General features: G+C 49.0%; 14 protein-coding genes. 12 read left to right on the forward strand and 2 right to left on the reverse strand.

Annotated features, from left to right (window positions below):
• Positions 1-38 precede the first annotated feature (38 nt).
• Genes F0220_RS02050 through nagZ form a run of 4 tightly spaced genes read left to right on the forward strand, consistent with a single transcriptional unit; the run spans position 39 to position 4,853 of the window.
• Positions 39-1,148: an ABC transporter ATP-binding protein gene (locus tag F0220_RS02050; RefSeq protein ID WP_105601618.1), complete on the forward strand. Its 1,110-nt coding sequence runs from the start codon at positions 39-41 to the stop codon at positions 1,146-1,148.
• A 48-nt stretch (positions 1,149-1,196) separates the two neighbouring features.
• Complete coding sequence (locus F0220_RS02055; protein ID WP_105601616.1) at positions 1,197-1,907, forward strand: hypothetical protein; 711 nt, start codon at positions 1,197-1,199, stop codon at positions 1,905-1,907.
• Positions 1,907-3,103, forward strand: a complete 1,197-nt coding sequence (locus F0220_RS02060; protein WP_105601615.1) for an exo-beta-N-acetylmuramidase NamZ family protein — start codon at positions 1,907-1,909, stop codon at positions 3,101-3,103. Before F0220_RS02055 ends, F0220_RS02060 begins: the two co-directional genes overlap by 1 nt.
• 31 nt (positions 3,104-3,134) lie before the next feature.
• Positions 3,135-4,853: a beta-N-acetylhexosaminidase gene (gene nagZ / locus F0220_RS02065; RefSeq protein ID WP_105601613.1), complete on the forward strand. Its 1,719-nt coding sequence runs from the start codon at positions 3,135-3,137 to the stop codon at positions 4,851-4,853.
• Between the two features lie 169 nt (positions 4,854-5,022).
• Here nagZ and F0220_RS02070 read toward each other — a convergent pair whose 3' ends face one another.
• Positions 5,023-6,456 carry a serine hydrolase domain-containing protein gene (locus F0220_RS02070; RefSeq protein ID WP_105601611.1) on the reverse strand — a complete coding sequence of 478 codons (1,434 nt, stop codon included), beginning with the start codon at positions 6,454-6,456 and terminating at the stop codon, positions 5,023-5,025.
• A gap of 233 nt (positions 6,457-6,689) precedes the next feature.
• Between F0220_RS02070 and F0220_RS02075 the strand changes: the two genes are divergently transcribed.
• Positions 6,690-8,663 (forward strand): methyl-accepting chemotaxis protein, encoded by a 1,974-nt coding sequence (locus tag F0220_RS02075; protein WP_179198655.1) that lies wholly within the window; start codon positions 6,690-6,692, stop codon positions 8,661-8,663.
• Positions 8,664-8,878: 215 nt separating this feature from the next.
• Complete coding sequence (locus tag F0220_RS02080; protein ID WP_105601610.1) at positions 8,879-10,075, forward strand: DUF2087 domain-containing protein; 1,197 nt, start codon at positions 8,879-8,881, stop codon at positions 10,073-10,075.
• Between the two features lie 133 nt (positions 10,076-10,208).
• On the opposite strand, the gene F0220_RS02085 is transcribed toward F0220_RS02080, so the two are convergent.
• Positions 10,209-12,209, reverse strand: a complete 2,001-nt coding sequence (locus tag F0220_RS02085; RefSeq protein ID WP_091019969.1) for a methyl-accepting chemotaxis protein — start codon at positions 12,207-12,209, stop codon at positions 10,209-10,211.
• Positions 12,210-12,655: 446 nt separating this feature from the next.
• On the opposite strand from F0220_RS02085, the gene F0220_RS02090 reads away from it, so the two are divergent.
• From F0220_RS02090 to F0220_RS02115, 6 genes are all read left to right on the forward strand, one after another.
• The gene (locus F0220_RS02090; protein ID WP_223199960.1) at positions 12,656-13,360 is read left to right on the forward strand and encodes an AzlC family ABC transporter permease; all 705 of its coding nucleotides are present in this window, start codon (positions 12,656-12,658) and stop codon (positions 13,358-13,360) included.
• A complete protein-coding gene (locus F0220_RS02095; RefSeq protein WP_091019970.1) occupies positions 13,351-13,680 on the forward strand; it encodes an AzlD domain-containing protein in 330 nt (109 codons plus the stop codon). The genes F0220_RS02090 and F0220_RS02095 overlap by 10 nt, the downstream gene beginning before the upstream one ends.
• Positions 13,681-13,790: 110 nt before the next feature.
• A complete protein-coding gene (locus F0220_RS02100; RefSeq protein ID WP_105601648.1) occupies positions 13,791-14,588 on the forward strand; it encodes an NAD-dependent epimerase/dehydratase family protein in 798 nt (265 codons plus the stop codon).
• Positions 14,589-14,703: 115 nt separating this feature from the next.
• A complete protein-coding gene (locus tag F0220_RS02105) occupies positions 14,704-15,360 on the forward strand; it encodes an SGNH/GDSL hydrolase family protein (RefSeq protein ID WP_105601608.1) in 657 nt (218 codons plus the stop codon).
• 298 nt (positions 15,361-15,658) lie between these two features.
• A complete protein-coding gene (locus tag F0220_RS02110; protein WP_105601607.1) occupies positions 15,659-17,650 on the forward strand; it encodes a heparinase II/III domain-containing protein in 1,992 nt (663 codons plus the stop codon).
• Positions 17,643-19,607 (forward strand): glycosyl hydrolase, encoded by a 1,965-nt coding sequence (locus tag F0220_RS02115; RefSeq protein WP_105601605.1) that lies wholly within the window; start codon positions 17,643-17,645, stop codon positions 19,605-19,607. Before F0220_RS02110 ends, F0220_RS02115 begins: the two co-directional genes overlap by 8 nt.
• Positions 19,608-19,731: the final 124 nt, after the last annotated feature.

A 19,731-nucleotide genomic window follows, 5' to 3' on the forward strand; every position in this document is an offset into this window, starting at 1 on the left:
AGTTCAGGACAAGCGACAACGTAAAGGGGGATCTACCTATGGCACGCGTGGAGTTTCGCCAAGTGCGCAAAGAATTCAAAGACGATCATAAAGGAACGTTCACGGCTGTGGCCGGCTCGGACTTTGTTATAGAGGATAAGGAATTCGTAGTGTTTGTGGGTCCTTCGGGCTGTGGCAAGACAACGTCACTGCGGATGATTGCCGGACTTGAAAAGCAAACAAGCGGTGATATTGTCATCGGTGACCGGCTTGTTAACGATCTGCATCCGAAGGATCGGGATATCGCGATGGTGTTTCAGGATTATGCACTCTATCCGCATATGACCATCCGTGAAAATCTTTCCTTTGGCCTGAAAAATCTGAAAAAGCCAAAGTCCTATATTGATGAACAGGTACAGAATGCGGCCTCCATTCTGGGACTGGAAGCGATGCTGGAGCGCAAACCACGCGAGCTGTCTGGTGGTCAGCGCCAGCGTGTTGCGGTAGGACGGGCGATCGTCCGTGATCCGCAGGTGTTTTTATTCGACGAACCACTGTCCAATCTGGATGCCAAGTTGCGGGTACAGATGCGGGTGGAGTTGGGTGAGCTGCATAAACGTCTCGGTGCCACGATTGTGTACGTGACGCATGATCAGGTAGAGGCCATGACACTTGGAGAACGCATCGTGGTTATGAATCATGGAGATATTCAGCAGGTGGCTTCACCGAAAGAATTGTATGCGAGTCCGCGAAATATGTTTGTTGCCGGATTTATTGGTTCCCCGGCGATGAACTTTATTGATGCACGGATTGAAGGCACACAGGTTGTCATCGAGGGAGCCTCATTCACCTTGCCAGCCGATGTGCTTGCTCGTTTGCAGAGCCATCAGGGCAAGCCGGTGATTATGGGACTGCGCCCAGAGCATATTTTTGGTGACGATGTCGCTCCGAATATCCCGACAGACCATATGCTGCAGGCGCGAGTTCAGGTTGTAGAGCATCTGGGCTCCGAGAATTTAGTGTATTTCCATTCTGGTGCCCGTACGGTTACAGCCAAGGTTCATCCGGAAATACATGCGTATGTAGGAATGGACAAAGATTTTGTGCTGGACTTGCGTAAGGCGCACTTTTTCGATCCAGAGACGGAGCTTGCGATTGGACGGGAATAAAAGACGAGGCCTGGCGAAGAAGGAACGGTTAGAAAGGAGAGGGTGAAGATGCGTAAGCTGAGTGAAGTGTTGATCAAGTCAGGTGCAGAAATCTATCGGGATATTATTCCGGTAGCCTTGTACAGTGTCGTTAGCTCCATCGTATTGGTTCCTATTCTGATGTTTGCTCCACTGCCAATCGCGGTGCTGCTTCTGGCCTTGATATATATGCCCATCCTGTTCGGTGTCAGTTATGCCGTACATCATAGGCTGGAACGCAAGGAACGCCGCAATGGGCTTAAGGATATCTGGAACGGAACGATGCAGGGATTCATCCCGGGAGGGGCAGTAGGTGTGCTTTTCGCCGTGCTTGGCTTCATTCTCTGGTCAACCTGGTGGTATTACGGCGGACAGGGCGGGATTACAGGTACAGCAGTGAGCATGTTCCAAACCTTCTTCGTCCTCATGGCGCTGATGTCACAGTTCTATACTTGGCAGCTTGTTTTACAAAAGAACATGGGCATCCTTCAGGCGATGGGGGAAAGTGTAAAGCTGTTCTTCCGTCACCCGGGGTATACGATGGGCGCTTGTTTTCAGGCGCTATGTCTGACGGCTCTGCTGATGCTGACGGTTGTTGGCTTTGGAGCGCTGTTCGCGGGCATGTTTGCCATCTATCAGCATAAGGTGGCTCTCAATGTGCTGGAGCCTGAAGAGGAACCTGTCGTAACAGGCGGTAATGATCACCAGCATACAGGGTGGATCAGCCAGGAGAATGTGTAATGGGCCGGTTGAATGGAAGCGAGCAGATTCCGGCTGTAAAAACGGGAGTTGACCTTCTGTCGAGAGGGTTATCGCATCCATGGTTAACAGGTGCTCGAATCGGTCTAATTACGAATCCGACTGGAATTACAGCGGATTTTGTATCGACCATAGATGTGTGCACAGGACTGTCTAATGCCGAGCTTACAGCGCTCTACGCCTGTGAGCACGGACTGGATGGAGAACTTCAGGCGGGTGTCAGATTCGGAGACATGCGTCATCCGCGTCTGGACATTCCGGTGTTCAGCCTGTATGGAGATCACAAGAAGCCTACGCCTGCAATGCTGGCTGGAGTCGATACGGTCCTGTTTGACATTCAGGATGTGGGCATCCGTTATTACACGTATGTCTCAACCTTGCTCTATATGATGGAGGTCTGCGCTGGAGCAGGCAAACGTATGCTGATTCTGGACCGTCCCAATCCACTGGGTGGAAACGTTGTGGAAGGCGGTGTACTGAACGCGGGATATGAATCACTCGTTGGCGCTTGGCGTGTCCCTGTACGTACCGGATTGACGGTAGGTGAACTCGCCCTGATGGTCAACAGCGAGATGGATGTACCTTGCGAATTGGACGTAGTTGTGATGGAAGGTTGGCAGCGTTCCATGGAGTTTGCGGATTGTGGTCTTCCCTGGATGTTACCCTCTCCGAATATGCCCACGCTGGACAGTGTGCGGGTATATGCGGGTACGTGCCTGTTCGAAGGCACTAATGTATCGGAGGGCAGGGGCACGACCCGCCCATTCGAGTGGATTGGGGCACCCTGGGTTGAGGGTGAACGTTTGGCGGAACGATTTCGGGAATACAAGCTGGAAGGTGTACATGTGCATCCAGTGTACATGTCCCCAACATTCTCCAAACATGCAGGTGAGCTGTGTGGTGGTGTAAGGATTTTTGTAACGGACAGCAGGAAATTCCGGGCGGTAGAGACGGGGCTAGTGCTATTGCATGAACTGGTTTCACTCTATCCGGAGCAATTCTGCTGGCTGGAGCCACCAGAGCCGGGTTCGAGGTACTTTATCGACCTGTTGGCAGGGGGGAAGGCAGTCAGGGAAACCATTCATGACCATGCGGAATTCATTCGTTTAATGGATGCGTGGAATGTACAGGCAGCAGAATGGAAGGAGCGGCGAAAGCCATTTTTGTTATATCCATAAACGGATGTTTGTCATCGGAAGGAGGCATGAAATGAGTGGGCCAAAAGAGTTATACCAGTCTCATCTGAAACAGATGACCTTGCGCGAGAAAGTTGGACAAATGCTGCTTTGCGGCTTTCATGGCACTGAAGCTGCTGGCGATGTGGAACCCTTTCTTCGAAAGTATCCAACCGGTGGCGTGATCTATTTTGCACGCAACGTTGAGTCGCCAGAGCAGGTAGAGCGGTTATCGTCAGGGTTACAACAGATTGCTAAAAGCAGCGGTAATGTGCCGCTCTGGATATCCATTGATCAGGAGGGCGGCATGGTTGCACGAATTACCGAAGGAATCGCTTTGATGCCTGGACCAATGGCTATTGCCGCTGCTGGTTCCATTGACGATGCGTATCAGGCGGCATATATCAGTGGGTTGGAGCTGAAATCCATGGGCATTAATATGAACTTTGCTCCGGTATTGGATGTGAACAATAACGCGGCAAATCCGGTCATTGGTGTACGATCATTCGGCGAATCTCCACAATCCGTTGCAGAATATGGGGCCAGAACCATTGTGGGGATACAGGACGCCGGGATTGCAGCGACAGCCAAGCACTTCCCGGGGCATGGGGATACGGACACCGATTCTCATCTGGACCTGCCGATCATCACTCATAATCGTGATCGGGTAGAGCGCCTGGAGTTGATTCCCTTCCGAGCCGCCATCGCCGAAGGTGTCGATGCCATGATGTCGGCGCATATTTATTTCCCTGCACTGGAGCCAGAGCGTCTGCCCGTAACGCTATCGCACAGCGTATTAAGCGGTCTGCTTCGCCAGGAACTGGGTTATGAGGGCATGATCGTGACAGATTGCATGGAGATGGATGCCATTGCTGTGAACTATGGCACGGTCGATGCAGCTGTGATGGCGGTAGAGGCCGGAGCGGATCTGGTGTTAATTAGCCATACGGCTAAACTTCAGGCAGAGGCATTTGAAGCGTTGCTAGCAGCTGTGGCGAGCGGGCGGATTAGCGAAAGGCGTATTGACGAGTCGGTAACCCGCTTGCTGATGTACAAGGCGAAACGTGGTTTGTTGGAGAGTGGAATGGGCGGTGCAGGTGATGATGAAGTGAATAGTGTATTCTCAAATGCACCCTCCCTGCATTCATCAAAGGATCTTTCACATTCCAGCGGGTCTGAGCGCAACAGTTCATTACACCAAGAGGTTGCCCGCCGAATTAGCGAGAACAGTATCACGCTGGTACGCGATCAGCTGAATATGCTGCCTATGAAGCCGGAACGCACACTGGTGATAACGGTCGCCACGTCCGTGACGACGATTGCAGATGAACAGCTGAGTCAGACGTTCACCTTGGGCTCAGCTTTATCCAAGTATGGTCTGGATGTTGTTGATCGGGTGGTTACGCCCGAGGAAGTTGCCATTCGTTCCGCACGTCTGCTTCAAGCTGCGGAAGAGGATGGCGTTCGACAGATTGTGGTAGGCACCTACAATGCGGGAAGCCCTTCAGGTGATCCACAGTGCCGACTAATCGGCTGGTTGCAGCAACTGGGCAAGCCATTGGCAGTTGTGGCACTGCGAAGTCCCTATGATCTGCTCGCAATTCCGGATGCCCAAGTCTATGTAGCGGATTACGAGAGCCGACTACTTGCCATGGATAGCGTCGCTCAGGCGCTGATGGGGCGCATTCCTTTTGCTGGGAAACTTCCTGTAACATTAAAGCAGACAGATGATGAAAGAGCGGATGTCTCCTAGGCAGTGATAAGAATATGAGTACATCTGCCTTTTGAGGATGGAGAAGAGATGAATTGTGGGTTGAGCGAAACGGAAATGTGAGTTGTTAAAATGAAAACATATATAGAGCAAAGAGACGATCCTTTAAAGGACCGTCTCTTTGTGCTGTATATAAGCGATTAATTATAGATTATTGCAATTGCAGTGCTGCTGCTGTTTTGGTTTCAACTTCATCCAAAAGTGAAGTCATGTCCATACCCGCGTGGTTGCCAAGCAGGATAATGGTGATATCATCGGACAGATTACGTGAAAAGGCTGTAGCAAACCCGCCACCACTACCGTTGTGGAAGACGGTGCGGTTGGTTCCATTCTCTTTGAGAATCCACGCGTAGCCGTAGTTTTTATCGGAGTAAGGCTCATACATCTGTTCAATCGTATCCTGGCTTAGAATCTTGTCCGTATACAGCGCACGATCCCATCTCAGCATATCGTCCACCGTGGAATAGATGGTTCCTGATCCGGATTGGGAAACATAATAAGGGGCAGTTACCCATGCGTTATCTTGTTGAACAAAACCACTAATCGTGTGCACTTTACGGGAAGCCTCTCCCGAATTCTTCATGCCAAGTGGTTTCAATATCGTCTGTTGCACGTAGTCGGCATAACTCATGCCGGATACCTGTTCAACGACGTATGCAAGCAAAACATAACCGCTGTTGCTGTATAGATAGGCACTCCCCGGTTCAAACTTCAGCGTTTTTTGACGAATTTCTTCTACAGTCTCTTCCATAGAAGTTCCTTCACTCCGACCAAATGCGGATGGCAGACCTGAAGTCTGGGATAACAGCATATGCAGCGTGATCTGATCTCCCTTTGGTATACCAGAGATATACTTGGAGATTGGATCTTGCACATTAATCTTACCATCCTCCACCAGACTCAGAATGGACGCGGCCGTGAAGGATTTGCTCAGAGATGCGATCCGGGTCTTCTGATCCGGGCGATTCAGCGTCTGTTCATCGGCAAGTCCGTAGCCTTGTCTTAGCAGAACTTCACCATCGCGGGCAATCAGTGCCATACCTGGATAGTTGATCTCGCGCAGATACGTATCTACGCTGGCAACTTCACTGTTCAGCAGGCTGACTTGATCCGTGAACATATTCACACTCATCTGACCCGTAGCTGTACGTTGGACCTTGATATCTGCCTTAATTGCATTAGCCATGGCCCGGACAGGCACCATCAACGTACCATTAATGGTACGTGAATTCACACCTGTAGCGAGATTAACCTGGTTTACCTTAATGGAGTTGCTGCCAGCCTGATGGACCAGCTTGTCTCTGCCAACGGTAATGGTAGCTATTTTGGTGTGATTGTCCCATTTCAACGTGCCTTTAACGGATGTCACTACATCCCGCAATGGAACAAACGTTGAGCCTTTGATGATAAGTGGTGCGTTCTTCCAGGATTGTTGCTCACCATTCACTTCAATGTGAACTGCTTGCGTTGCCTGCGATGCGGATGCCGTGATACCGACTTGTCCCAGAATCGGGCCTGCGCACAGGATGAACGCTAACAGGATACGAAACATGGATGAATATACCGTGGAAACAGGTTGTTGCATGTGTGACTTGCGTAAGATTTGAATCCTCCCCTTCCAATCGTTTCATGAATAGACAACTTATGAGCATTGTAAACGATCTCGCTTAGAGGGTCAAAACGATTAGCGGATATATTTCATATCATGTGATCAAATCATTTAAATTAAATTTGTACCAATTTAGTATCTATACATAATATTTTTACAGCGATTGTCCGATAAAAGGATGGGTGAAGATTATGATGGGGGATAGTTATATGAAGAAAAGGATTCGAAATTGGTTTACTTTAACCGTAAAAAAACGCCTGATTGCTGCATTGCTCCTGTTCCTGATTGTACCGAGCATTACCGTTGGTTGGTTGTCTTATCAAAAAGCTGCTGACCAGGTTAAGCAGGAAATTATTCGTTCCGCACAGGCCAAAACAGAAATGCTTAGTCTGCAGATAAATCAAATGCTGGATATGGAGAAGGATAACGCAGCACAGATGGCTGCGGGTATGACTTCAAACGATATCATTAATAAATCCCCTGCACTTCAAAGGCAGATGGATCGGATGTCTCAGAGTCATAAGGAATTGGGTGTACTCACCGCAGGTGCGGAAGATGGCAGCTGGATGAAATCTCCAGAATCCGAGGAACAGAATTATGATCCTCGAGAACGTTCATGGTATACGATGGGCATGTCTCAGGATGAGCCTGTAATTTCAGATACATTCCAATCGGCTTCGACGGGTGAATGGGTTGTGACCGCGGCGGTCAAGCTGGCTGATGGCAAAGGGGTATTCGGGGCCAATGTCAGTCTCAATCATCTGAAAGAATCCGTAGATCAGATACGTATCGGTAAAGCAGGAAAATTGTACATGCTGGATAACGGGGGTAAATTCCTGTTCCACTACAATATTGAATCCGGTACACAGTCGGATGAAAGCTACATTAATGAGATGTATACGAAGGAAAGTGGAACGGTGAAGTATACATATGATGGTCACGAAGTGGAAGCTGTGTATTTCACCAATCCGGTTACAGGCTGGAAAATTGTTGGCGAGATGGTTCCTTCGGAAGCAACTGAAGCCGTAATGCCTATTTTGATTCGTTCCATTACAATTGTGGCATCTGCATTGGTTATTGGGCTGATTCTGCTTGTTTTCATTATTCGCAGCATTCATCGGCCATTACTGCAATTAACACAGGCAGCATCGAAAGTAAGTGCCGGGGATCTCACCGTTCGGGTAGGTTTGCAGCGCCGGGATGAGTTCGGACTGCTTGGAGAAAGCTTCGACACGATGACGACTTCACTGCGTAATGTGCTTGGAGAGGTACATGATACGTCCAGCCAGCTGGCGGCATCTTCGGAAGAGCTGATGGCAAGTTCGGAGCAGACATCGAAAGCCACAGAACAGGTGGCTGAACTGATGCAGGATGCAGCTGCAGGAACGACTTTGCAGAACAATAGTCTTGCTGCTACAGGTCAACTCGTGGGCGAAATGTCCATTGGAGTCAAAGAGATCTCATCAAGTGCTGAAGACACCGCTCGTATCGCTCTGGATGCTTCCACCAAGTCGGAAGCGGGCATGGTGACAGTGGAAGAAGCGGTTACCCATATTCAGCAGGTGAATGACGAGAGCAAAGCCATGTCTGTGGTCATTGAGGATCTGCGCGCGAAAAATGAAGAGATTCTGGTGATTGTGGCCGAGATTACGGCTATTGCCAAGCAGACGAACATTCTCGCATTGAATGCATCCATTGAAGCTTCAAGAGCTGGTGAGCAAGGGCGTGGATTCGCGGTTGTAGCCAACGAAGTGAAGACACTGGCTCACAGTTCAGGCGCTTCAGCTGAGCGGATTAATGAGCTTATGCATGAGATGCAGGAGAAAACCAATGCGGTGCAATCCACTTTTGCCCGTACGGGAGAAGGTATGGTGAAGAGTTCGCAGATGATTACAGAGGCAGGCGAAGCATTTAATAACATTCGTACTGCGGTACAGTTGGTGGCTGCACAAGCTGGAGAAGTATCCGCGGCTTCCCGTCAGATTGATGGTGGCATGAGTCATGTCAACAAGGCAGTAAGTGATACCATGGTTCTGTCGGACAGAATTGCCTCTGGAACGGAAGACGGATCAGCGGCGGCTCAAGAGCAGTTGGCTACAATGGAAGAGGTTGCAGCTTCTTCGGCAGCATTGTCACGTATGGCTGAAGATCTGCAAAGCATGATTGAACGGTTTAAGTTGTAACAGGGATTGAAATGAGACTGCAGGGTTGCGACCATGCGGTCTTTTTTCTGTTGAACAAGGGGCATCCGTTATGTTTTTAAACACAGCATTCTTTTCCGTCATGTTGACACATAATAAACAAAAATATATTATATCTATAAATAAACAAACAAAATTATAAAATATTTGATTATTATACGGTTGGAATCACCATACAATGATAAAAGGAGCTTTACATGAAATCATCGGAATCCTGGTTGCAAACCGCTTCATTGGAAGAGATCAAGCGTGGTTATATGGAGGAGGGTCCCGCCTATATATGTGTCTGTTGCGGATACAGGACGGAATCGGGGATTATCTACCCCGAAGAAGGAGTGCTCTATGAAGCAGCCCGTTATATGCGAGTGCATATTGAGAAGGTTCATGGGTCGGTATTTGAGTATTTACTGGAGTTGGATAAAAGCGTAACCGGATTGTCTGATGTCCAGCGGGGCTTGTTGTCACAATTCTATGAAGGCAAGAAGGATGCTGAAGTACAGAAGACCCTTGGCATCGGGAGTGCTTCCACGATTCGGAATCATCGGTTTGTATTGAAGGAGAAGGAACGGCAGGCCAAAATATTCCTGGCATTAATGGAACTCCTCAAAAGCAAGGATACCCAGAGTCCAGCCGAATGGGTGTCGCCGGTGACAAGGCACGAACATACGATCCATCCGAACTCATTTGATATTACAGAACAGGATCGTGAGAAGGTGCTAAACAAGTTTTTTCCGGAAGGCACCAGCGGTCCACTGACGACGTTTCATATGCAACAAAAGCATAAATATATCGTGCTCACCGAAATTGCCAAACGATTCGAGACAGAGCGCCAATATTCCGAAAAACAGGTCAATGAGCTGCTGAAGGAAGTTCATGACGATTACGTGGAAATACGGAGGTATCTCATCGATTATGGTTTGCTGGAACGTGAGTCAGACGGCAGTCAGTATTGGGTGGGAAGCCGCGCATATCAACAGAGCGCCGGAGATGGAAAACAGGAACGTAAAGAAAAGAGGGAGCAGGAGAAGATGAATCGTCGCAAAGAATTGCAGGAACAGGCCAAAGAAGTCAAAACGGAAGCGGGTGTCTACCAGATTCGAAATGAACGTAACGACAAAGTTTATATCGACAGCACACTTAACCTGAAAACCATTAACGGACAACGGTTTATGTTACAGATGGGTAGCCATCTGAATCGAAGGTTGCAGGCTGAATGGAATGAATATGGAGAGAATGCGTTTGTGATCGAAGTGCTGGAGACATTGAAGCAAGATGACAATCCGTATTACGATCCCAAAGATGCACTCGCCAAATGTCTGAATCGCTGGTTTGAACAGTTAGAGCCCTACGGAGATCAAGGGTACCACGGAGATAAAAAGCAATCTGCTGAATAGGAGAGTCATTTCCTATCCAAAGTTCCTGACCTTTCATTACCCAAAAGCCCCTTTGCCAATATGATGGCAAAGGGGCTTTTGTATCATAGACTACTTGTTAAATAAGTTGAACCAGTCTTTTACACGATAACGATTACAGCTTGAATTGTTCCACCAGCTTCTGCAGCTTGTGGGCCAGATGGGCAAGGGAATCAGCAGAGGATGATATCTCCTGCATGGAAGCCACTTGCTCCTCCGTAGCAGCGGAGATGTTCTCCGTTCCATCGGCATTGGTTTCAGATATGGCGTGGATCTGATCAATGGATTGCACCACTTCGGCTGTACTTGCAGACATCTGTTGTGAGGCGGCTGCAATGTTCTCAAGCTGATGATTGACGACCCCAACAGCCTCACTAATCTGGGCAAAAGCTTCATCTGCAAACTGAACGGCACGAATGCCGTTGCTTACATCCTGTTGCCCGATCTGTACATTGTGATTGGCCAATGAAATCTCCTGTTGAATCGCTCCGACCATCTCTACAATCTTCTGGCCTGAAAGGCTGGATTGTTCTGCCAGCTTGCGGACTTCGCTGGCAACAACGGAGAAGCCACGTCCATGCTCACCTGCACGTGCTGCTTCAATAGAAGCATTGAGAGCAAGCAAATTGGTTTGTGCAGCGATATCTGTAATGACAGATACCATCTCACCAATGGATGTGGAATGCTGTCCAAGTCGTCCAGCAGTATCTGCCATACCTTGCACAAAGCGACTCACGGAACTCATCTCGGATACGGCCGTCTGCATGGTTGCATTCCCTTTATCCGCGAGCTCACTTGCTTGCATGGCAGCTTCGGATACTTGCTGTGTGCTGTTCGTTACCTGTCCTACACCTCCAGCAAGCTCATTCATCTGTAGTGCCGTATGTTTCAGGCTGCTGGTTTGTTTCTCAAGTCCAGCTGCGGATTCTTCCGTGATCAGGGCGACTTGCTCAGTTGCTTTGGTTGTCTCCGATGAGTTGACTGCCAATTGTGTGGATGAGGCGGTTAACTCGTCAGCCGTGTGTCGCACGTCCTGAATAACGGTTCGCAGGGATTCGCTCATCTTATTGAAGCTGGTGCTCAGCTTGCCGAATTCATCCTGTCCTAATACAGCAACCTCGATGGTCAGATTACCATTACTAATTTCGTCAGATGCCTTCACCAAGCGGTTCAGTGGTTTGGTGATGGATTGCACGATCCAGAAAATAATGACGGAGCTTACCGCAATTGCAATCGCTACAACAATAAGTGTGGTGTATAGAATCGGACGGACAGAAGCCGTCACTTCCCCACTGTCGATGACACCAACCACGGTCCAGCCCGTCGTTTCATTGGTGGAGAAAAAGGCGTGTTCCTGATTTCCATTTAGTGTATAGGTCAGACTTCCGTTTTTCTGTGCAAAAATGTCTTTATAGGGTGCCATGGTTCCTTCGGTCCCCGGTTTTTCGGTAGGATGTACAATGATTTTATTGGCATTATCAATAATATAGATATAACCCTTCTCGCCAATCTTCGTGGAGTTAACCGTCTTCGAGAGGGCTTCAAGCGACAGGCTGACAGAGACGACACCATGGCCATCCGCTGAGGTCTGAGCTACCGAAGCAACAACATTGCCGGTATTGCTTGATAAGTAGGGGGTGATTACGGTAGGGACATCTTTGTTCTCCGTAGCAGCCTGATACCACGGGCGTTCGCGCGGGTCATATCCTTCTTTGTTCACCGCAGTTACAGGGGAGTTAATATACACGCCCTGATCGGTACCGATGGAGGCAAGTTCCACGTCATCATGCGTTTCCTTATAAGCGTCGAGCAAGGTTCGGATGGTATCTGTTTCGTCACCCTGATTGGGTCCGACATTACCTGCGTCCAGCTGACTTGCCAGGAAATCAACATTTTTGCGTGTTGCACCAATGATCTGGTCAATGGTCTGGTTGAGCACAGTAACACTGCTGATCGCGTTCTCATACATTTTCTCTTCAACCTTGGCATCGGCTGTTTGGAAAGAGATAATGCCGAGACTAATGGTTGGAATGAGCAATACAATGGCAAATGACAAAATCAGTTTCTCTCTCATCTGCATTGTTCTTTTGACCCCTTGTTTACGATTTTTTTTCATACACATTCCCCCTCTGTGTAACCCATCCCATATCTAGTGGACAAGCTCATCTGGTAAAAGATATTTCATTCCAACCTTTCCAGAAGTTTCTGGTGCTATCGTATGACAAATTTCGCGTTTATTCAACATAATTTATGAGTTTCGCGAAAATATTTTTTGATTTTATAGGTATTTAGGATTACATCTGTTCTATAAAAAGGAATCTGTCTCTCCCTTAGTGCACATCTTGTGGTATATTTCTGAATTAATGTGAAATGAAATTTTGCAAATTGCGAAATCCACAAGGCATGTACCTGATCATGTTGAATACACAAAGAAGTTGTTTTCATGAAGAATGGACCTGAATGGATCTACATCCATATATATCGGTTGATGGAGACAAAAATTGGAGAGGGGTTGTACCGCAGTTGGACCAAAGTACACTACAGATATCTGGACAGGAGAACATGGAAGAGGTCCGGGATCAAGCTACATTCATGCAGGGGGTCAAAGATTGTATCCCAACCCTGCTTGGTTATTTGAGTATTGGCTTTGCGGCGGGTGTCATTGAAATGACCGCAGGTCTGAGTCTGGCGGAAACAGCTCTGCTCAGCTTGATTTTATATGCAGGATCGGCTCAGTTCATTGCAGCAGGCATGCTCGCATCGAATGGGTCAGCAGTAGCTATCATGTTCACCATATTTTTTGTGAATCTTCGTCATTTGCTGCTCAGCGCAGCTGTATCACCGTATTTTCGGCATCTGACCCCGCTTAAAAATATGTGGATCGGTTCATTGCTTACGGATGAGTCTTTCGGTGTGGCGATGACACGTGCGATTGGCAGGGAAAGGCTCAGTGAACGCTGGATGCACGGTCTGAATATTACCGCATATCTGAACTGGTTCGTGGCTAATATGGCGGGAGCGTACTTTGGACGCTGGATCACCAATCCGGAACGACTGGGCCTGGATTATGCCCTGCCAGCGATGTTTATCGGACTGGTTGTACTCCAGTTGGTGCATCGTAAAAACAAAAAAATACACATTAATGTGGCGATCATCGCTGTGGTCTGTGTAATCTTCGCCAGCATGGCTTCACTAGGCAGCATGAGTGTCATTGTGGCTGCGGTCATTGCGGCAACGATGGGAGTGTTCATGGAACGATGGAAGTAAGATGGGATGTATTCTGGATTATTATGGGGTCAGCGCTGTTAACATTTATTCCGCGTGTACTGCCACTGATGCTGTTCAGCAAGATACAGATTCCGGTGTGGTTGTTACGCTGGCTGGAGTATGTACCTGTAGCGGTCATGGCAGCACTGATTGGTCAGGAACTGTTCATGTCGGACAACCAGTTAGTGCCGATTACGCAAAATGCAGCTCTGTGGGCATCTCTGCCTACGATTGCAGTAGCGATTTGGACACGCAGTCTGCTGGGAACCGTATTGGTTGGTATTGTGGCTATGATGATACTGCGATATTGGATCGGATAATTGCCAGGTTGTATTGTAAAATCCGGTAATTCCTTCGCCTGATCGGTTAATACTGTTCTATAGAGGACAGATAGCCTATCTGAGCGAAGGGAGCTGGATTCATGAGTGAACTGAAGCGTAAGCTGTTAATTACGGGAGCTGCAGGAGTCATTGGTCGCAGTCTGCTGGAGGGGCTGAGAGCCAAGGGTACGTATGACATCGTTGCGGCTGATCTGCGTGAAGACGAGGAAGCTGGCATTGTAGCCATGGATGTGACAGATGGGGAACGCCTGAAGGAACTGATGCAGGGGGTTCACACCGTTCTGCACATTGCATGGGCCAAGGATGAGGAAGATTTTCTGGGCAAAGTTCTGCCGATCAACGTAACCGGAGCCTACCATGTGTATGAAGCAGCTCGGTTGAATGGTGTTCGGCGGGTGATCTTCGCAAGTTCCAACCATGCAACAGGCTTCTATCCTACTGGTGAAGATATTGAAGTGGATGACCCGTACCGACCGGACAGCTTCTATGGACTTAGCAAATGTTATATTGAACTGCTGGGACGTTATTACGTTGACAAATATGACCTGTCCTCATTTAACATTCGGATTGGAAACTTCTCAGGTGATACATACCCGCACTCGGAGCGCTCGGCTCATATTTGGATATCACCAAGGGACATGGTCCAGCTTGCTGAGTGCTGTATTAAAGCCGATCCAGATATGAAGTATCTGAATCTGTACGGGACTTCTGCGAATACAGATAATTACTATGATATTAGCTATCTGGCGCAGAAGATTGGATACCGCCCACAGGATGATGCAGCCGAGTTGTGGGAAGAGGCAAAGCTTAGAGGCGTACCCGACAAACAGGATGAGACAGCCTATCAGGGCGGAGGCCATGTGGAGAAAGAACCAAAAGATTCATAAGATGGCGACACTCGGTGATGAAAACGCTATTTTCTATTGTGACCGAAAGGGATAAAATGGAGACTGAGGTGTTCAGTGTTTCCATTTTGCACAAGAGGAAGGAACGATTTCAATCATGAGTACAAGTCCATCCGTTATATTGTTTCAGGGAGACTCAATTACAGATGGGGGAAGATCACGCAATGACGATCCGAATCATTTTCTCGGACACGGATATGCGTATCTAATCTCTAGCAAACTGGGTATGGAACTGGCGGGCAAGCATAAGACCTTCTATAACAGAGGTATCAGCGGGGATCGGGCATCCGATCTGTACGCACGCTGGAATGAGGATACCATTAGTCTAAAACCGGACCTGATCAGCATCCTGATTGGGGTTAATGATGCCTGGCGCACGATGAATGGTGAACCTAGCGGGGTAACGGATCGTTTCGGACGGGCGTATCGCCATTTGCTCGAAGAAACTCGGGAAGTGATGCCGGACACGGGGCTGATTTTGATGGAACCGTTTATTCTGAGAACCGGAGCAACCGCGGAGAAATGGGAAGCCTGGGAAGCGTATATCGGTCAATATCAGAAACTGGCTCAAGGTCTTGCTGAGGAATTTGGAGCTGTGTGGGTACCATTGCAGCAGACGTTTAATGACGCTCTGAAACAGGCGGATGCAGCCTACTGGTTATGGGATGGCGTACACCCAACCGCAGCAGGTCATGAGCTGATTGCACGCCAATGGTTGTGTGTTGTACAGAATTCTTCGCTTGCGATTGTGTAATAACAACAACGGACAGTTGCGATATGGACAGCAGCACTATAGGTGTTCAGGATTAGTTGAGGACATAAGATAGTTAAGAATATGAGATAGCCATAAAAAGCCTGTGGTGACAGGCAGAATGTAACGGAGGACCTGACGAAGGTTCTTCGTTTTTTTGTGTTGGGAAGGAGAAGGACGTTACGTCGTGGAAAGGGTTCTAATGGATAATTCTTCAAAAGTGCTATTATATCCGGTAAAATGAAATCGATTACATTATAATGTGAGTATGACAATCCATTAACGAAGAGTGGTGAATCCAGTGGAAGATTCCATTCACGAAGTCGAAAATGAAAATATAATTCAACGTGGAAACGAGAGCAGAACATTGAGTTCCTTAAGTGCCGACAGACTCTTGGAGAAGTTATCCCGGCCTGATTTGGCTTCGTTATACACAGACTTGAAGGCTTACGCTGAACGTGCCTTGAAAGAACCCATGCCTTCCTTGTCGTTCCGTCTATATCGACAGTTCAGTGATATGGGTGAGCGAAAAGCCTATGAAGAGGCTTATTTCAATCGAAGAGGCAGGCTGGCTGCTGTGGCGATGCTCGCATTAGACACAGCTAGACCGGATGCACTGCAGGCGCTGGAAGAAATGTTGTGGGACGTGTGTGGTGAGTATACGTGGTGTTTGCCCGCGCATCTGGGTACGGGAGAGGTCAACCAGGTGAATGGGAACATCGATCTGTTCGCCGCAGAGACAGTACATATGCTGGCCGAGATGGTGACCATTCACGCCGAGCGGCTGGATCGCCTTGTCATAGAGCGAATCAGGTCTGAGGCAGAGCGACGAATCTTCATCCCGCTATACCGGGAGCAACGGAAGTTCCACTGGCAGACAGCGGATCACAACTGGTCGGCGGTCTGTGGTGGGTGCTGTGGCATGGCCGCATTGTTGCTGCTCGATGATGAGTCCACACTACAGGAATCGATCTCCCATACGGTCAGCTGTATGAACGCATTCTTGAGCGGATATGGCGAGGATGGCGGCTGTGCCGAAGGTATTGGATATTGGGTATATGGCTTCGGTTACTTCACCTATTATGCCGAATTGCTTCGCGAATATAGTGAGGGTGAACACAATCTACTAACGGGTTCCAAAATAACAGCCATTGCAGCCTTCCCGCTGCGAGTTCATCTGTCAGGCGGAACATTCGTAAATTATTCGGACAGTGCCGAGCAGGAAGAGATCCCTTCCGGATTACTCTCCCTACTCGCGTCACGGGTTGGGTTGCAGGTGGATCTGCCGCTTCATATTCCACTCCTTACAGATGATCCCTGTCATCGCTGGGCTCATCTGTTGCGGAACGTGATGTGGAGCGATCCGGCAGTGTATGGTGGTGAAGGTGCCTCTGGACAGGTTGAACGTGGATTTATTTTTCAAAATCTGGGCTGGATGGTTGCGAAGGGTGTGCTTCATTCTCCGGGTAAACAACGTTCCAGCGGCGCGCCCCTTCATGTGGCTATTTCCGTTAAAGGCGGGCATAACGATGAACCTCACAACCATAATGATCTGGGTCAGTTCATTATCCATTGCGGTGGTGAGAATATCCTGTGTGATCCGGGAGCAGGGTTGTATACCCAAGCGTATTTTGCGCGAGGCAGAGAGCGCCTGTTCCACATCTCGTCATCCGGTCATAACGTTCCGCTCATTGAAGGCCAGGAGCAAAGCTCGGGCCGGCAAGCGCAAGCCCATGTGTTAGAGGCAAAACTGGCAGCGGATGGCGGTGAGCTGAATACAACATTGGATCTGACATCCGCATACCCTGGAGCTGCTTCACTGGCTCGTTATACACGTCAATTCCATTGGGCATTGAATCCTGACGGCAGTAGAGATGGAGCGGAATTGCGTCTGATTGACCGTTTTCAATGGAAGAGCAGGAGGGAGTCTTCGGCAGAACGATTCTCTTCGGTGGATGATTCAGATGCAGGATGTTCGAGCGTAGTGGAGCGATGGATAAGTAGATTACAGCCTGAGGTGGTGAAGAGCGGTAATCTTCGCTGGCAAGGAGTACATGGAACGGTCCATATGGCGTATGATGCGAACCAGTGGCAAGTCCATACGGAGGCAATAGACACAGTTGATCATGGCAATGTTCCCGTCACATTCTATCGGACGTCACTATCATGGACAGGTGTGATTGATGAGACGGATGTTCGGACAGAACGCCCTAATCCACTTGAAACGGTATGTGAGGTACGCTTCATCATTGAACCGAAAATGGAAGAAACCGAGGTGAGCATGCGTGAATAAATATACATCTGCGTCCACGTATCCATGGAAAGACGAACTCGTACATTACCATACATTGGCAGAACAAGCGGGCCCCGCTCCGACAGACGGCTGGAATCGGGAGCGCAAGTTGGCACTTGTTGAAAGTGTTGTTCGCGCTTACACAACATATCAGGACAGCCAGGGTGCAATTATCGACCCGTTCTCGGGTGTGGAGAGGTATTATTCTACACCGGCCTATGCGATGGCTGCAGCAGTTCTGGTTGACGCGGGACGTACAGATCTGCTGGATTCCGCAGCGGTAGCCCTGTCACAGAGCATTGATGCCGTGGTCAAAGGTAGCGCACCTGACAATCACCCTGATTTTTTTCCGGTGCTCATGATGAGAGCTTATATGTTGTTGAAGTCACATCTGCCTGAACAAGCACAGATCTGGGCTGAGGCACTCAAGACGATCAGTCCTGAACAAGACTATGTATTTACGATGAGCAAGATGAACAATCCCAATCGCATGATTAACTGGAATGCCATTATGATCTCTGGTGAATATCTGCGGTGGCATGAACAGCTGGCAAATGAGGGTACAGCGTGGATGGATCGTTATTTGGAAGCCTATCATCTGCCCCGGTTTACAGCCCTTGGGTTGTATCAGGATGGACCGCTGGACCGCCCGAATTGTCCATTTTCCTATGATATTGCCACCCGTTATCACCTTGGGGTGATGCTTGAGGCGGGTTACGAGGGAGCCACTGCCGATAGGTTACGTGAGCAGCTGCGCCATGGTGCCTTCAGCTCGTTACTGACGCTCTCGCCGCTAGGTGAGATTCCACCGCGTGGTCGCAGCTCCCAGCATCAGTGGAATGAAGCGGCGGCGGCTTATGTATGTTCTACACATGCAACGCAGGCTCTGGAGGCGGGTGATCCGGTGATGGCGGGTGCTTTTGCACGTGCAGCCAATCGGTGTTTTGCTGCTGTTGAGCGCTGGAAAATGGATGATGGACGCTTGAAAATTGTGCGCAATGAATACGCGCCAGAAGATCGGCACGGGTACGAGATCTATACCAACCACACCTGTTACAACCTGTGGACGGCAGCAGCGCTGGCTCACGCTTGTCTCAGTGATCCGGGAGACGATGTGAGCGAAGTGTACCTTCCTTCCGAGTTAGGCAGCAGGGTTTTGCAGACCGATGGGTGGTTTGAAACTGTCATTGCTTCCATACCTGGTCAGCAACTGGTATTACACACGGCGATGAATGATCCGTATACGATCCCTGGTTTGGTACGGATTCAGCAGACGGGGTTACCTGGTCTGATTGGTCCGTCCGCTGCCAGCCATGTGCAGGCAGGATTCACGGAATTTGCCGAAGGGGTGGTCCGCCCGCTCAGCTATTGTCCTGCATGGAAGACACCAGATGGGATATGGCACAGTCTTGCAGAGGGGATTCCATCCGGTGGTGCATATGATCGTGACGTTGGATTGGACCCTGCACAGGGAGGAGGTTCCATTGTGTACGAGAAGGTGGGCCAGGATACGCCGAATCAAGTAGAGGGACATCTGGCGGAAAGAGCGGCGGAAGAGGGAGTAAACACCTCCGAGAATTCTTTTGCTGTGACATGGGTTGGTCCCTTGCCCGGCGTGGAAACATTGCGCACTCATTATGTGCAGCAGGCAGACTTGCTGACCATAACGTATGAATTCGAAGGTGAGATCGCAGCGGCAGGTGCACTCATTCCGTTGATGTTCCATGATGGTCGTGAACAGGCGGTGATTACCCATACGGACCAAAGTGTGCGCACTACGTATCGGGGGGCATATGTAGAATCTACAGCGCTGGATCAGGAAGCCATTATTCATCTGGAGGATCAGGCCGTGGCTTCCCGTAATGGGTTGCTGAAAGAAGCGCGGATTGAAGTGAATGGAGCGCGTAGTCTGTCCTTTACGATCCGATTGGGTGAGGTTACACAGGAAGGCGTTTAGGTCGAGGATCATTAGACCTCGAAACATCTCGATGATAGTTAAACGTGTTATACGTGGGATGATTGGTGTTATTTAACTGATCGATATTGCAGTGACGGCAGAAGACATTATAGATAAGTTGAGG

This window comes from Paenibacillus sp. 37 (assembly GCF_008386395.1).
Lineage (GTDB): Bacteria > Bacillota > Bacilli > Paenibacillales > Paenibacillaceae > Paenibacillus > Paenibacillus amylolyticus_B.